This window comes from Vibrio plantisponsor, from assembly GCF_013041605.1.
Lineage (GTDB): Bacteria > Pseudomonadota > Gammaproteobacteria > Enterobacterales > Vibrionaceae > Vibrio > Vibrio plantisponsor.
This window is the reverse complement of the sequence record NZ_JABEQC010000001.1, coordinates 13,613-28,214: the sequence shown is the minus strand read 5'-3', so window position 1 is coordinate 28,214 and position 14,602 is coordinate 13,613. Positions and strand designations below refer to the sequence as shown.

At 41.0% G+C, this 14,602-nt stretch carries 16 protein-coding genes; 8 read left to right on the top strand and 8 right to left on the bottom strand.

Annotated features, from left to right (window positions below; genetic code table 11):
- Positions 1–22: 22 nt before the first annotated feature.
- Positions 23–1,186 (bottom strand): threonine/serine exporter family protein, encoded by a 1,164-nt coding sequence (locus HKI82_RS00185; RefSeq protein WP_102941925.1) that lies wholly within the window; start codon positions 1,184–1,186, stop codon positions 23–25.
- Between the two features lie 470 nt (positions 1,187–1,656).
- On the opposite strand from HKI82_RS00185, the gene HKI82_RS00180 reads away from it, so the two are divergent.
- The 5 genes from HKI82_RS00180 to HKI82_RS00160 all read left to right on the top strand — a co-directional run bounded on the left by HKI82_RS00180 (position 1,657) and on the right by HKI82_RS00160 (position 5,491).
- Entirely contained in the window at positions 1,657–2,025 is a 369-nt protein-coding gene (locus HKI82_RS00180) for an NADH:ubiquinone oxidoreductase (RefSeq protein ID WP_171136832.1), read from the top strand.
- A 147-nt stretch (positions 2,026–2,172) separates the two neighbouring features.
- On the top strand, positions 2,173–2,406 hold the full coding sequence (locus HKI82_RS00175; protein ID WP_102941907.1) for a hypothetical protein: 234 nt from the start codon (positions 2,173–2,175) through the stop codon (positions 2,404–2,406).
- A 101-nt stretch (positions 2,407–2,507) separates the two neighbouring features.
- The gene (locus tag HKI82_RS00170; protein WP_171136831.1) at positions 2,508–3,512 is read left to right on the top strand and encodes a response regulator; all 1,005 of its coding nucleotides are present in this window, start codon (positions 2,508–2,510) and stop codon (positions 3,510–3,512) included.
- Complete coding sequence (locus HKI82_RS00165; protein ID WP_042481116.1) at positions 3,512–3,958, top strand: PAS domain-containing protein; 447 nt, start codon at positions 3,512–3,514, stop codon at positions 3,956–3,958. Before HKI82_RS00170 ends, HKI82_RS00165 begins: the two co-directional genes overlap by 1 nt.
- A 60-nt stretch (positions 3,959–4,018) precedes the next feature.
- Positions 4,019–5,491 carry an NAD(P)H-hydrate dehydratase gene (locus HKI82_RS00160; protein WP_171136830.1) on the top strand — a complete coding sequence of 491 codons (1,473 nt, stop codon included), beginning with the start codon at positions 4,019–4,021 and terminating at the stop codon, positions 5,489–5,491.
- A 26-nt stretch (positions 5,492–5,517) separates the two neighbouring features.
- On the opposite strand, the gene HKI82_RS00155 is transcribed toward HKI82_RS00160, so the two are convergent.
- Entirely contained in the window at positions 5,518–6,072 is a 555-nt protein-coding gene (locus tag HKI82_RS00155) for an outer membrane beta-barrel protein (protein ID WP_102941910.1), read from the bottom strand.
- A 571-nt stretch (positions 6,073–6,643) separates the two neighbouring features.
- On the opposite strand from HKI82_RS00155, the gene HKI82_RS00150 reads away from it, so the two are divergent.
- On the top strand, positions 6,644–7,687 hold the full coding sequence (locus tag HKI82_RS00150; RefSeq protein ID WP_042481109.1) for a GMP reductase: 1,044 nt from the start codon (positions 6,644–6,646) through the stop codon (positions 7,685–7,687).
- 123 nt (positions 7,688–7,810) lie between these two features.
- On the opposite strand, the gene HKI82_RS00145 is transcribed toward HKI82_RS00150, so the two are convergent.
- Positions 7,811–8,842, bottom strand: coding sequence for a phage integrase (locus HKI82_RS00145; RefSeq protein WP_171136829.1), 1,032 nt, complete (start codon positions 8,840–8,842; stop codon positions 7,811–7,813).
- A gap of 126 nt (positions 8,843–8,968) precedes the next feature.
- On the opposite strand from HKI82_RS00145, the gene HKI82_RS00140 reads away from it, so the two are divergent.
- On the top strand, positions 8,969–9,757 hold the full coding sequence (locus HKI82_RS00140; RefSeq protein ID WP_171136828.1) for a hypothetical protein: 789 nt from the start codon (positions 8,969–8,971) through the stop codon (positions 9,755–9,757).
- Positions 9,758–9,799: 42 nt separating this feature from the next.
- Here the strand turns inward: HKI82_RS00140 and HKI82_RS00135 are convergent, their stop codons facing one another.
- From HKI82_RS00135 to HKI82_RS00115, 5 genes are all read right to left on the bottom strand, one after another.
- Positions 9,800–10,552, bottom strand: a complete 753-nt coding sequence (locus tag HKI82_RS00135; protein ID WP_171136827.1) for an HIRAN domain-containing protein — start codon at positions 10,550–10,552, stop codon at positions 9,800–9,802.
- Between the two features lie 11 nt (positions 10,553–10,563).
- Complete coding sequence (locus tag HKI82_RS00130; RefSeq protein WP_171136826.1) at positions 10,564–11,520, bottom strand: HipA domain-containing protein; 957 nt, start codon at positions 11,518–11,520, stop codon at positions 10,564–10,566.
- Positions 11,521–11,602: 82 nt separating this feature from the next.
- On the bottom strand, positions 11,603–12,169 hold the full coding sequence (locus HKI82_RS00125; protein WP_171136825.1) for a hypothetical protein: 567 nt from the start codon (positions 12,167–12,169) through the stop codon (positions 11,603–11,605).
- A gap of 1 nt (position 12,170) precedes the next feature.
- On the bottom strand, positions 12,171–13,595 hold the full coding sequence (locus HKI82_RS00120) for an AAA family ATPase (protein ID WP_171136824.1): 1,425 nt from the start codon (positions 13,593–13,595) through the stop codon (positions 12,171–12,173).
- A 62-nt stretch (positions 13,596–13,657) separates the two neighbouring features.
- Positions 13,658–14,284 (bottom strand): phage repressor protein CI, encoded by a 627-nt coding sequence (locus HKI82_RS00115; RefSeq protein ID WP_171136823.1) that lies wholly within the window; start codon positions 14,282–14,284, stop codon positions 13,658–13,660.
- 94 nt (positions 14,285–14,378) lie between these two features.
- Between HKI82_RS00115 and HKI82_RS00110 the strand changes: the two genes are divergently transcribed.
- Complete coding sequence (locus HKI82_RS00110; RefSeq protein ID WP_171136822.1) at positions 14,379–14,591, top strand: hypothetical protein; 213 nt, start codon at positions 14,379–14,381, stop codon at positions 14,589–14,591.
- Positions 14,592–14,602: the final 11 nt, after the last annotated feature.

Sequence of the window (14,602 nt, the reverse complement as noted above, 5' to 3'; positions counted from 1 at the left end):
TACAGAGTTAACTAATGAGCGGTTATCTGTCTATTTGCGGTGAATAGATGGAATAAGCGGTAATTTGCCCTGCAACAATCGCAGAGAACATAAACAGCGCTGATAAACCGATACTCGGAATTGGCAATATAGACTGCTCAAACACCGACTGGCTGGCGCTGATCAATACACGGCTTCCTGGTACCAAGATGATGATACCTTGGACAATATATATTGAACCCGTTAGCTCCATTTTCTTTGCCAGCCAAGTTCCATACAGCGTAATCAGCACAGTCGTTATCCAAGTGCCGACAACCCAACCAGCGTCAAAGCCTAGATAAAAAGGCCCCCACATACCTAATACAGCAACCGGTAAACCAAGCAGGATATCTTTTGGTCTTGCATTGAAAATAACACCAATGGAGACAGACAGAAGGAACAGGCCAAAGATGTGCAGCAACATCGGCACTTCGTTCTTATAGGTGGTTGCAACCGCTTGCCCCCATATGGCTTCACCAATGTTCAGGCCAATCACAATACCCACAAATAGCTTGATCAGAGTTAACGCACTTTGCCCGAGCAAACTGGTGCCGGAAACTAAGTCATTAAAGGCTAAACACTCTAGCGAGTTAGCAATAGACAAACCGGGCACAAATAAGATCACCGCAGCGACACATAACGCCCAGACAGGGATGGGTAAGCCAGTGCTCGCTAAAAACGCAACAAATATGCCTGTAAGCATTGAGGCAAGAAATTCGGCTGCAATTGCTCTTCTTGAATGACAGATCAGCTGGCTTAACCAAACAATAAGCCCCAAGACGACTGAGATAGCGACCGCTTCAAGTGTACTACCCACCAACATCAAATACGCTGGTGGAATCCCCATGTTAGCTAAAGCAATAATCCATTTTGGGTACCCAACAGGCTCAGGTAGAGGCTCACTGCTTGGTTGATTGATGCGAATGATGGTGTTCGCCAACAGGCTCAAGTTAATTGATGCGGGCTTATGACGCTTCATTACTACAGCGTTGTTGTCGTCAGGAAATTGGTAATTGATCGCCGTAGGTGTCGCCTGGATCATCACATCCACACCGTGTTTTTTTGCGTAATACTGGGTGTATTTTTCTACTTTGTACGGTGCACATCCGCTACGGTGTAGCGTGTCGCCAATTTCTACAATTTTGTTAATTCGGTGTTGAGACAACATGGTTTTTGAAGGCTGAAATGAAAGTGGCGTAAAGGTATCAGAGCGTTGACAAATTGGCGAGAGGATAGTGATTGTTACCAACAAAAAAATATAGCGATTTTAAATTTGATTACCTCTTTTATTGATATAGCTAATGAGCGGTTGCCACTTTGTGTCGGAATTAATTCCTAAATACAAAGTTTCGCTATTTAGTTACATTTTGTAATACTTTTTTTGAAAATATTTTCAGTTAAACAAATGTTAATAAATAAGCCTTTTATAATGCGTTTTCTCGTAAATTCTGGCTCTTATCTTTGTAAGTAAATGTGACAATTTAACGCATATTTAACATACCAACTAGTTGTTTAATAAGTATAAGTTTTGTTGATTTTTCAACCTTGAAATAAATAAAAGATGAGCGAAAATGACTGAAAAATTAATTTCCAAAATTGAAAGGATTCATTGCTGTCACTTAAAGAGGTAGGCATGTTATGAAACTATTACTGATACTAATGACGTCGCTTTCTGCTGGTGTCGCTTCTGCAGCTCATATTCATTCTTTTCTTTTAGGCATGTCTGTCGCTGCTCTGGCTGTAGGTAGCTGCTATTGGTTTGCTTTTAGAAGCACGCGTGTTCCTGAGCTGGCTGTTTTCTTATTGGTATGTGGTTTGTTGGCTAAGCTGACAGTTACCGTTGTCGGTGTGATGTGGGGCTTATCGGCACAACTTATTACGTCGCCACTCGTGTTCGCTCTGTCATACTTGTTCTTCTCTATTACCGTTACCTATTTGTGGTTCAGCTACAGAGAAAGCATTACAGAGTTACCAAAGAAGTTCCGTAACCGTGTAGTGCATTTGTAAAAGCGCACTGGATTCCGAATAACAGATTTGATTCTAAGAAGGGGCCAATTGGCCCCTTTTTGCTGTGCGTTGTACGACTATAGTCCTAAAGTGTCCCGTTGTTTTTCCTTATATACTTATTTGCAAATGATGTATGAAGGAAATGTTATGGATATTGCACTGTTTTGGATTGAAAAAAGTATCTTAGTCGCGGGTATCATCTTTGTTCTCACCAGCATTACGCAATACGGCCGACGCAGTCATGATTGGAAAGGCATCATCACTATGTTCTACAAGCGCGTTCCTATGTCGATTTCCGAATACAAATGGTACCGAATAGGCGTAGCCCTACTGGTATCTGCCGTTCTATTACGTATTATTGCGCTTACTCTTTGGCCATAATCTCTAAATTAATCAATAACTAGTCATCTATTTTTAGCCTTAATCACACTTTTAGGTATACACTTTAGAGAGTCTTATCAAATTAAAGGGAAGGTGATGATATGTCGTTTCCTGTACTCATCTGTGATGATTCAGCTCTTGCTCGAAAGCAGATGGCGCGTTCCCTACCTGCGGCTCTGAATGCAAATATTACCTTTGCTGAGCATGGGCTAGATGCGTTGCGGATACTGCAACAGCAAACATTCAACCTGATGTTCCTAGACCTGACAATGCCTGAGCTGGATGGCTTTGGTACGTTAGAGGAAATGAAGAGTAGAGGTATCTCTACTCCTGTTGTGGTGGTGTCGGGCGATATTCAGCCCAAAGCGAAAGAACGTGTAATGGCCTTGGGGGCGAAAGCCTTTATTCAAAAGCCAATAGATATCAATGTTCTTAAAGACGTATTAAAAAATCTCGTCGAGCCAGTCTCTGTTCCGAAAATAGTCACGCCGGTTTCGTTTGAATTACCCGTGCTTCGTAGGCGCGATATTTATATGGAAGTAGCTAACGTGGCCATTGGTCGTGCTGCGGATGCACTTGCAAGGCACTTTGACGTGTTTGTTCGTCTGCCTTTACCGAATGTGAATATCTTTGAAGTTACTGAACTGCATATGGCACTTCGCGATCTAGCGGATAATGCGCACGTGTCCGGAGTATGCCAAGGATTTAGTGGAGAAGGCATTGCGGGTGAGGCTTTAGTGCTTCTCAGTGATACCAGTGTTTCTGATTTGAAAAAGCTGATGAAAGTACCCGCAGAGAGTGAAGATCTCGAAGAGTTGGAACTGCTTATGGATGTCTCCAATATCCTAGTAGGTTCATTTCTCAATGGACTAGGCGAACAAGCGGAAGTTCGCTTTTTCCAAAGCTCGCCAGTTCTGCTTGGTCAGCACATTACGATTGATTCTGTGATCAGCTCAACGGCGGGATCGTTCAGCAAGACAATGACGTTTGAGGTCAGCTATACGATAGAAGACACTTCGATTCGATGTGACCTGCTATTTATGTTTGTCGATGAATCACTGCCTTTGCTCGACAGCAAACTTGCCTACTTGATGGAGGATTTCTAATGTTGTCTCTTCCAGCAGAATTTGAACAGTTTCATTGGATGGTCGACATGGTACAAAACGTCGACATGGGATTAATTGTGATCGATCGCGATTACAACGTTCAGGTGTGGAACGGTTTTATGACACACCATAGTGGCAAAATGGCTCAGGAAGTGATTGGAAAATCTTTGTTTGAGGTCTTCCCTGAGATTCCTCAAGAGTGGTTTCGTCTTAAAACTAAACCTGTTTACGATCTAGGTTGCCGAAGCTTCATTACATGGCAGCAACGTCCGTATTTATTTAAGTGTCGAAACGTTCGACCTGTGACACAGCAAGCGGATTTCATGTATCAAAACATAACGTTAAACCCAATGCGTACGCCGACGGGTGCGATAAATTCACTGTTTCTTTCTATTCAAGATACAACTGCAGAAGCGCTTGTGGTTTTAAAAGCGCACCAAAGTTGAACGAGTTACCGTTTCACAATTGATAGATTTTCAGCATTGGGGGAGCAGAGAGGGATTACTATGCCTATACCCAGCGTTTTTTATACAGCCCAACAAGTAAAACAAGGCGAAGTTCTAGCTGCAAAATCAACGGGACTAGAAATGTTCAGTTTGATGGAAAGAGCAGGACAAGCAGCCTTTACCATTGCCTTCGCTCAGTACCCAGGGACGCATCATTGGCTTGTATGTTGTGGCGGTGGTAATAACGGTGGTGATGGTTACATCGTTGCCTGCTTGGCTAAGTCGATGGGCGTTCATGTGACTGTGTGGCAGCATGGCGATCCTGAAAAACTTAAAGGGGATGCGCTGTCTGCTTATTATCATTGGTTGGATCACGGTGGTGAAGTTTATCCTTTTGATGACGTGATTCCCGATGATGTTGATCTCATCATTGACGGATTATTAGGGACGGGTTTATCTGGCACGGTTCGTGAGCGAATCTTTGATCTGATAAAACTGATCAACGCTAGTGAGGTTCCTGTTGTTGCGATAGATGTTCCTTCAGGGCTATGTGCCAATACTGGTGCGGTTCTTGGTATCGCAGTAAAAGCTAATCACACCATTAGTTTTATTGGACTCAAACAAGGCTTAGTGACGGGGCAGGCTCGTAACTACGTTGGACAGTTACATTTTGCGGGCTTAGGTGTTGAAGAAAGTTTTGAACAGCAAAACACACCTACATTAAGATCGATCTCTCCAAAATCTATCAAATCGATATTGGCTCAAAGAGAAGCGTGTGCTCACAAAGGTTTGTACGGAAAAGCTCTGCTTATTGGTGGTAACGAGGGTATGGGCGGAGCAATGATTTTGGCTGCTCAAGCATGCGCCAGAGTAGGGTGCGGTTTAACGGCGTCACTGCTTCATTCCTCAAATGTTTCTTCGATTTTGGTATCGGTACCTGAAGTGATGAGCGCAGGTTGGGATGATGAGCAGAGAATTCAACAGCGTATTGAATGGAGCAACGTTGTTGCTATCGGTCCCGGACTCGGAAGAGACTCAACTTCAGAGCGACTCTTCTGTCAAATACAGGATTTATCAGTAAACAAAGTGGTTGATGCTGATGCACTGTACTTTCTCGCGAAGAATCCTAATTTCGACGCTAACCGGATCATTACTCCTCATCCTGCGGAAGCTGCAAGGCTGCTTGGTGTGGAAATTGCCATTATTGAAGCAGACCGATTCAAAGCCATTAAAGAACTGCAGAAGAAGTTTGGCGGTGTTGTGGTACTGAAAGGTGCGGGAACATTAGTCAGTGACGGCAACGAAATATACGTGTGTTTAGCGGGTAATCCGGGTATGGCGAGCGGCGGCATGGGAGATGTGTTAACGGGTGTGATTACATCACTTCTCGCCCAAGGTTTAAGCTGTTTCGAATCAGCAAAACTGGGTGTTATTATTCACAGCAAAGCGGCGGATCTCAACGCCAAAGAAAAAGGCGAACGAGGTATGTTAGCCAGTGATTTACTTAGTCATTTACGTAGCTTAGTGAATTGATTTACTCAGTCATTCAATAACTTGTCTTACAAACTAAATTTCGCGCCCAGAGTAAACGAAGTCGCTGAGTATTCGTTCTGTAAGTCTTGATATTTGAGTTCGACACTCAGCTCCAGTTTCTCAACATACATAGGCTGAATTTTAGCGCCGATGCCTATGTATGGATTAATTCCTGAATGATCTTGACTGGTTTCTGGCACAACACTGGTATTCGTTTCTTCTATGTTTGTTTGTCCAACACCACCTCTTGCATACACACTGGTGAAGCTATTGATGGGTTGCTCTATCGTTGCACCCGCAAAAAAACTACGGTACTTAACCTGTTGTGAATCGCCGTTTTTATCATAAAACGTTGCGCCATCATTCATGGTATCGGTATAGCCGAAATCAACTCCGACAAAAGGCGACAAAAAGTAGCTATAACCAAGGGTTGTCGTCCAAGCACTTTCTGTAGAGTTGCTGTTATCGATATAGTTAAAACCGCTATCAGCGTAAAACTGATGCCTGCTCTCTGCTGCTAGAGTTGGTAACGCCAAAAACAAAAAGATTAAACCAACACAAGTTTGTCCTAAATATTTCATCTTTGTTCTCCACTGCCATCTGAAGATGCACTGGTGTCTTATAGATTTTTTGACACTCTGTCTTGTTCATTTTTTAAATTGGTTTCTTATAAATATAAGCAAGTTATGAACCGCTAATTGTTTTTATCTCTAGCGAAAGCAAAAAGCTGTGATCAGACATTAATTGAGTGAAAAATGAACGAAAGTTAAGGTGTTGAAGTTTCAGAGTAAGGTGATTGAGTTCACGTTATTCGAATGACGTACTGCTTTTAAGCCAATAACCAATCGTTTGCCAAGCGACGATAATTTGACCATTAAAAGCTAATCTATTGATATTTAAGTTATTGTTGAGTTTTGAATTTGAAGAGAATGATTCTCAGAGCGGGGGATATGAAATCTTCGGCAGGATAACACAAAAAAAATGCAAATATCAGACTTGCCGGAAAGAAATCACAACCTATAATGCTGAAAACCGGAGCGTCTGCCAACGCTCCGGTTTTTTTGTGTCCGAAAAGTGACTACGTCTGCCAACGTGTTCACTACGCACTCTGCAAAAGAGACACAAACTGTGAATTAATCAAGGAATTACACAATGCGTATCGAACAAGAACTTAAGTTAGGTTTCAAAGATGTACTGTTTCGCCCGAAACGTTCAACCCTAAAAAGCCGTTCTCAAGTAAATTTAACCCGCGAGTTTACCTTCAAGCATAGTGGTCGTCAATGGTCTGGAGTACCTGTTATTGCTGCAAACATGGACTCTGTAGGCAGCTTTAAAATGGCGGAAGCGCTCGCTAAACACAACGTGATGACAGCTATTCATAAACACTACAGTGTTGAGCAATGGGCTGAGTTTGTTCAAAACGCTGAAGCTCAAACGTTGAGAAACGTGATGGTATCAACGGGCACATCAGATAATGACTTCCAAAAAACGAAAGACATTATGGCGATGAGTGAAGAGCTTATTTTCATCTGCATTGACATCGCAAATGGCTACTCAGAACACCTTGTTGATTACGTTCAAAAAGTACGTGAAGCATTTCCAAGCAAAGTGATTGTTGCTGGTAACGTAGTGACAGGTGACATGGTTGAAGAACTTATCCTTGCTGGTGCGGATATCGTAAAAGTAGGGATTGGTCCGGGTTCTGTATGTACAACTCGCGTGAAAACCGGTGTTGGTTATCCTCAACTGTCTGCAATCATTGAATGTGCTGATGCAGCTCACGGCCTAGGTGGTCGCATCATTGGCGATGGCGGCTGTACATGTCCGGGAGATGTGGCAAAAGCGTTTGGTGGCGGTGCTGACTTCGTCATGCTTGGCGGTATGTTAGCGGGCCACGAAGAAGCGGGCGGCGAGCTCGTTGAGAAGAACGGCGAAACTTACATGAAGTTCTACGGAATGTCTTCTAAGAGCGCGATGGACAAGCACTCTGGCGGTGTTGCTGGTTACCGAGCAGCTGAAGGAAAAACCGTATTAATTCCATTCCGTGGTCCTGTTGAAAATACCATTCAAGATGTTCTTGGTGGCGTGCGTTCAACCTGTACATACGTAGGCGCAGCCTCGCTTAAAGAGCTAACCAAGCGTACAACTTTCATCCGTGTACAAGAGCAAGAGAACAACGTTTACGGTAAAGAGTAAATATCTAACTCTTCGGAAAATTCGAATAATTAAGAGCTGCTTTTTGCGGCTCTTTTTTTGCCTCAAAATCAGCAAATGGCGACAAAGTGGCGACACTCGCGTAAAAAATTTTTGTGGCGACAGTTACAATCCCGCCAAAGGGTTTTTGGTGATCGCTTCAGAAAGGTGGTCAGGCGCAAAGTGCGCATAGCGCATCGTCATACTGATGTCGGCATGCCCAAGGATGTCTCTGAGTACCAGAATGTTCCCGCCGTTCATCATAAAGTGGCTGGCAAAGGTATGGCGAAGAATGTGAGAAGCTTGCCCAGTAGGAATATCTAACCCAAGTTTGTTCTTCAATATGTAGCAGAATGGTGTATAGCACTGCTTAAACAACTTACCGCTGGTTGGTTTATAGATTTCATCATACAAGCTCTCTGAAATCGGCACAGAGCGATTCTTCTTCGTTTTGGTATTAGTGAATGTGACTTTGTATTTTGAAAGCTGCGAGCCTCGCATTTGTGCAGCTTCATTCCAACGGGCGCCAGTTGAAAGGCACAGCTTGACGATCTTCTGCATATCTTCAATTTCATGCTGACTAACTAATTCAATCAGCAGTGGAAGTTTCTCTTTCGGCAAGAACGCCATTGCACGCTCATGTTCTTTGAACGGCTTGATCTCTTCCAAAGGGTGGGGAAGGCTCCATTCACCCAGTTCTTTCAGTTTCCCGAATACCGCTTTGAATCGAGCAAGTTCAGAATTGAGCGTTGCAATACTTGGCGCGCCTTTATTCCAACGAGCAGAAACAAAAGGCAGTGAACCACTCATTCGCCTGGCACGAAAATCCGCATAGATTTTGGAATTGAACTGGCTCGCTAATGGGTTGCCCATTGCTTCAACCATGTGCTGAAACTTCTGATAGATAACTGGTCCGTTTGCCAGTGTTTTACCGTAAAGCTCAAACCATAGTTCGATAACGTCACTCAAACGACGGTGATCAGGTTTATCTCCAAGCCAAGGTTTATCTTCCACCTCTCGCATGGTGAATTTTTCAAAAGCTGCTGCTTCCCCTTTGGTTACGAACGCCTTACGCACGCGCTTACCTCTGCGCCCGTTTGGGTAGCATTCACATAGCCAAGGCTTCTTTGAACCATCTTTTAAGTTGCGGATAGACATATTAATTATTTTAAGATTACTGTATAAATGAACAGTAATTTGAATAAAAACGTAATACAATGTTTGATATCGTTTTTAATACACATAATAGAGTCATAAGTTGAGTTACTAGATGGGAGTCGTAATTTGGAATATTTAGATGCTATAGAGCTGAACAAAGTTGTCGATGAACTTGTTGAACGTTGGAAAGGGGTTGTTGTTCCTTTTTATACCAATGCACCGAATTCTAGAGTGACATATCAAAGTATCGGAAGTGGTTTCGTTGTGCTTCTTGGTAATGAAATTTACTTGGCGACTGCTCATCATGTCATAGATGAAATAAATGAACGAATGGACCGTAGTGGCGCTAATGGAGTAATTAGTAATATTTGTGGTACAGGTTGTGACTTGTCTGGTCTAAAGTTTGAAGCTATTAAATCTGAGGATGTGGCGGCAGCTCATTTAAATCGAGAATGGGCAGATACTAAAGGAATAGAAAGAGTAACTCCATACAATCTCAATCAAGATAAGTCACATCTCATTCGTACTGAAAAGTACTTTGTTTTAGGTTACCCTTCTTCGAAGAATAAACTTAACGAACAACTAGACAAGAAAGATAGACATATTTTTGGCTACTCCTTTTGTGCTAAAAAACAACAATCTGAACATACAGAAATTGAAGGGCATGAAGCATTTATATTGGATGTAGATGATATGTATTCAACAGAAGGTGAAAAGCGGCGTCCGCCAAATCTTGACGGGGTGAGTGGAAGCCCAGTTTTCGAAATTATGTGTGATTTGAGTAACCCAGGGAAAGCGCATTTCGCAGTTGATTTGATTGGTGTTTTTGTTGAATGGCGAATGAAAGCAAATGAGATAGTTTGTAGTCGTATTCAAAATGTAGTTAGTTGTTGCTTAGCTCATCATATGAGTTGACTAAAAATTTGAACACTAAAAAGCCCCATTCGGGGCTTTCTGTTAAATCGCTATAAGATCTTCCTGATAAGTATGTGCTTTATAGTCGTTAGAGATAAGAGGCACAAAACCTTCAGGCCATTTAGTTGAGAAGTCACAAAGTAAACGATATGGCGGTGGAGCATCATTGTTTACTTGAACAACTGTTAGTCTGTATTCTTCGAGAGCAGGGTTGTTCAATAGCGTCCTAATATCGCAGTTGAAGTATTTAGGACAGTATCCAATCTTCACTCTTTCACTGTCAGAAGTTGTTGCATAAACAGCGTTACAATCGAACTCGTTATCTTCTTCAAATTCGAATAGGAGTTTTTCTCCAGGAATTAGGTCTGAAATTCTATGTAGATTAAAACTTTCTAAGTAACGAATACCACTAATGAAAAAGCGAATCTTATATTCATCGACGCCTGCACGTTCTGGTGATGCAATCACTCGGTATTCGTCAGTTTGACGAGCACCACCTGAAATACTCAGCATATCTAGTTCATCGTAACCATCAGCAGTCATACCTGACCAATTGAGCATTTTTCTAAACTCTGGACGGTTTTGAGGCAGTAAGCGGTTTTGGAAAAAGGCAAACAGCTCATTTGAAACAAATACTTTTGTTTTGTCTTTCATCTTAGGGAATGCGATGAAGTTTGGATGATTTGAGCCCTGAGTATAATTAAAGCGATACATGCCTTTATCCCGTGTAAGCTTAGCTACGGGATGCCACATACCATCTTCAATATCTTTCCAGATAACAAATACACTTTTCATAAGGCTACTATTTACGGCTTTAAATAAGTTTCAAGGAGGAAGTCTTTAAATTCAATAATTCTAATACTGTTCGCTTTGAGTATAGCAGTGCAGAACTGCTTAGATAAATCACTCATTATCGCTTCTGGTACTGCGTCAACAATTTCTTTTATATCTTCATCAGTAATTGCTTCAAGTCTCTCTATCCACTCAACTGCGGCGCTAGGGGCAAGGCACGACAGTAATTGATACGCTTCAAAAGTTTTTAAGCGTTCGCCTTGATTATAAAAATGAGACTTACATTTTTTAACGTAACTTTCTACAGTTTGGTTTTTGTCTTTTGTTGTGAGCTTAGTCTGCCTTGTTTGGTCAGATTCGTTACGACCTAAGCTGGCTGCGTGATCAAACGACGGTGCTAATGACGTATTACCGGCAGTATCAGTCACCATTCCCCAGTTTTGGTTATGTCTATCTTGGTTCGAGATTAGGCAATCAAACATGACATAACCGATAAATACCGCAAATGCACTTTTGATATTAGCAGTTGGCCGCCAAGCCTTAGGAGCCGATACAATTTCTATGACGCATAAAGCTGCCACATATTTAAGTTCTTGAACTCTTTGAGTGCCTTTATCATCTTCTGGAAGCGATGTTTTAAACACTTGCTCAAGAAGAGTGTTGCCGAAAGTTAGAGAGTCACCCTTTTGGCTAAAGTTTAGACTCCGGGTACCTTGCTCACCATTATGATTGGCTAGGTCATACTCGGCATGTGGTAAGCCAAGTTTTTTAGCTAATTCGCAGGCAATCTTCTCTGCCCAATCCTCACCCTGACGAACAATAGGATTTCCTCGCTTATCTTCAGTATGAGTCGACTTAAACAGATATTGCTTTCCGTCTACGGAATCTGTGTACCAGAATTTTGATTTGGTACCCATATCTTCAAAGTCGTCAAAGTCGTCGTCATTAATTTGATAAACAGGAAAGTGCATCTTATCTTCCTTGTAGATTTACTTGCTTAAACTAATACCTGAAAATATCGCAAAAACAAAGGGACCCTAAAGTCCCTTGCATTTAAAAAGCTATTGTTTCAGTAGTCAGCACTTTGATGTTCTTTATAGTGCCTTCCATCTTCTGCTTAAACCTGCTGAGAACTTGCACATCAGTTCCGTTTCTACACACGATCATGTATGAGTATTCAGGGTGATTTTGAATACCATTGGCGCGACACAAGCGCTCAGAAATAGCTATAGATCCACACCATTTCTGCATTAATTCAGCTTTTAGGCTGTAATAACATCTCTTTTCTATTGGCTTTTTAGCTTTTACAGGCAATTCTTTCTGTTTAGGATCAGCTGCTTGCAAAGCAGCTAATGCTTTGGCTTCTTCGAGTGCTATAGATTCAACACATTCTTTAAGTTGGTCTCTTAAATCACTAGCTTCGATAATAATAAAATTGTTTTCATCAATATGAAGGTAATCAGCTTTACTTAAACTATTGTTTTTAAATCCTAAAGCGACGCCAATACCATCAGCTTCATCCAATTTGATGGCTGAAATCTCAGAGACCTCAGATTCTTGTTCATCTTTGCCTGCTTTATGCTCAATTCGAGCTTCATAATCCTTTAGCTCAATTGGCATATTATTGTCCTTGCATGTATAGGTCGAAGAACGGTGAACTTAAATGAGATAGGGCTTCCTTAGCTTGTTCTACAGGACACTCGCTATCAAACTCTAGAGTTGTACCATCAGTATCAAGGTAGTTAACAGCGAGCAGTTCTTGAACCGCTTCATCACCTTGTTCGTCTCTGATTTTTGAAAATGCAATTTCAATGTACTTTAGGATTTCAGTGCTGTGAGTGTTGATAACAATGTTCACACCTGATTGAGATAGAGTTGCTAAAGACTCTATCATTAGTACCTGCCAATCAGGGTGCAAGTTAGTTTCTGGTTCATCGATGAACACAAAACTATCTTTTTGGATAACATTATTCTTTATTAAAGCATTTAAAATCCCTAAATTAGTCATGCCAAATGACACTAAATTTTTTGATATTTTTTTATTTAGGTGATTATCATTAAAATAAAACTTTCCTCTTTCAAAGACAAACTCTCCTCCAAGTGCACTTTCTAGATGTTTAGATATTTGGGGGAAGTTTGAATTTTTAATTGATTTTTTAGATAAGTCAGAATTTAAATCAAAAAAATATTTAGGAACACCAGTAAGAAATTCATAGTTAGAGGACGCTAATTTTGCATCTATTAACGCATCCCTAACTCTCCAATACGCTGGAGATTCAAAAAAAACTGCTGATGGTCTTTGAACAAAAGATTTCGTACATGTGTCATCTACTTCTGCACTTATTCGATCGTTCATTAAATCTAACTTGAAATAATCATTTAGTGTAATGGTGGACTTGGAAGTTGATAATAATTCATCAATGCTTTCAATTTGGAAATTATGAATTAGTTCTTCTTCTAAATCATGAGTTAGAATATATCTTATCGCTGAACTATCAATAGCGGCGCTGTCAGCACCATGGCTGAACATTCTAATTATCATTATCTGTAATAACAGATGAGATACTAAAACCTTTGCCGACTCTTCAGGTGTTAAATCATCCGGTTCTTTATCTGGATATGCATGTATACTTAGTTCTAGAGAATCTTGGAAGTGCTTTTCGAGAAGAGTGCCTATCTGCTTTCTTATTTCTTTGTCATCTTGGGATGTATCTTGCAATAAACTATTAACTTGTTCGAATATAGAGACTAATGTTTCATAAGGTATTGTCATGCCATCTTTAAATAGGCTGACTTTTTCCCTGAGTTCTTTATTTTCATTGTAAGAGGTTTCTAATGCATGTAAAAATCCTAAAAAATCATTTGCAATGATCTTCATTGATTTCAAGGTGGTTGCTTGTTCCATTACTTTGAAAATTGAGTAAATAGTTTTTGTAAAGAAACTTTTACCTGTACCGTTTGGACCAGTAATTACTGTTAGAGGAGAAATAGTAAAATTACCAGACTTAATTTTTCCTAAATTTTCGACGTGAAAGTGTAATGGCATTAATGTTTTCTCTTAAAATTAGTTTCAGGAAGAATAGTTGTTGGATAGAGTACCATGTTTTTTCAAACCCTCTCCATCACAAGTGCAACTCTACCCACAACTTCCACATCGCCTTCATCAACAGTAATCGTTGAGCCATTAAAGCTAATAGCTAGCTTCTTGCCTGGTAAGCGTTGGATTTCGTTTAGGGAAAGGAGACCGTCCATATCTACTAGGTAGGTTCCGGCAACTGCTTGGCGTGATTCTTTGTTTACTAAGAATGTTTTTCCGTTGTCTTTAATTGCCATCACTTCGCTAACGCCGGCTTCGTCCAGCAGTTCTTTGTCTAGCGATAGTGTGCCTTTTCTTATTAGCTTTCCATCTTCTAAAGCAAAGCTATCAATACTGATGATTGTTTTGAGTTCCTCTGCTTTTGGCTGTGCTTCCGCATTTTTCTGATCAGGGAAAGGCTCACCTTCACCTAAAGCAAGGTAGCGAACTGAAGCTCCAGTCTTCAAATGAAGTCTAAGAATCACTTCAAAAGGAGTTAAACCACGTTGATGCCATGTGGAAATTGTCCCTTTTGAGATATCAAGTACCTCGCCAAGCGATTTAAAGTCACTCGTTTTTGTGACTTCCTTCATCCTTTCTGTTACTTCTCGCCCACCAATGTATTCAAATGGTGGAATTTGGTCTTGTAATTCACTCATAAGAAGTCTATATTTCACTCAAATGATTACTGGACAGCGAGCGGCAACTCAGAAGTCCGATATTAAACAATCAATAACTTACAAGGATAGCACCATGCTTTCATATCAAATAGTAATAAATACGCCTTTTATGACTTACGAGCAGTATTCGCAGCTTTCTGGTATGCCAAAACGCACCATCATGGATTGGGTGGCAGAAGGCAAACTTCCTATTAAAACCAAAGAGAAAGCGAAAGAAACACCCATGATCAACATGGTTGCTCTACATGAAATCGCAACGCGCGAAGCGATGCAGTTGCTGGGGTAATACTCATGCGA

Coding starts and splice junctions, on each gene's coding strand:
- HKI82_RS00185 (WP_102941925.1), bottom strand. CDS start 1,186: ATGTTGTCTCAACACCGAATTAACAAAATTGTAGAAATTGGCGACACG.
- HKI82_RS00180 (WP_171136832.1), top strand. CDS start 1,657: ATGAAACTATTACTGATACTAATGACGTCGCTTTCTGCTGGTGTCGCT.
- HKI82_RS00175 (WP_102941907.1), top strand. CDS start 2,173: ATGGATATTGCACTGTTTTGGATTGAAAAAAGTATCTTAGTCGCGGGT.
- HKI82_RS00170 (WP_171136831.1), top strand. CDS start 2,508: ATGTCGTTTCCTGTACTCATCTGTGATGATTCAGCTCTTGCTCGAAAG.
- HKI82_RS00165 (WP_042481116.1), top strand. CDS start 3,512: ATGTTGTCTCTTCCAGCAGAATTTGAACAGTTTCATTGGATGGTCGAC.
- HKI82_RS00160 (WP_171136830.1), top strand. CDS start 4,019: ATGCCTATACCCAGCGTTTTTTATACAGCCCAACAAGTAAAACAAGGC.
- HKI82_RS00155 (WP_102941910.1), bottom strand. CDS start 6,072: ATGAAATATTTAGGACAAACTTGTGTTGGTTTAATCTTTTTGTTTTTG.
- HKI82_RS00150 (WP_042481109.1), top strand. CDS start 6,644: ATGCGTATCGAACAAGAACTTAAGTTAGGTTTCAAAGATGTACTGTTT.
- HKI82_RS00145 (WP_171136829.1), bottom strand. CDS start 8,842: ATGTCTATCCGCAACTTAAAAGATGGTTCAAAGAAGCCTTGGCTATGT.
- HKI82_RS00135 (WP_171136827.1), bottom strand. CDS start 10,552: ATGAAAAGTGTATTTGTTATCTGGAAAGATATTGAAGATGGTATGTGG.
- HKI82_RS00130 (WP_171136826.1), bottom strand. CDS start 11,520: ATGCACTTTCCTGTTTATCAAATTAATGACGACGACTTTGACGACTTT.
- HKI82_RS00125 (WP_171136825.1), bottom strand. CDS start 12,169: ATGCCAATTGAGCTAAAGGATTATGAAGCTCGAATTGAGCATAAAGCA.
- HKI82_RS00120 (WP_171136824.1), bottom strand. CDS start 13,595: ATGCCATTACACTTTCACGTCGAAAATTTAGGAAAAATTAAGTCTGGT.
- HKI82_RS00115 (WP_171136823.1), bottom strand. CDS start 14,284: ATGAGTGAATTACAAGACCAAATTCCACCATTTGAATACATTGGTGGG.
- HKI82_RS00110 (WP_171136822.1), top strand. CDS start 14,379: ATGCTTTCATATCAAATAGTAATAAATACGCCTTTTATGACTTACGAG.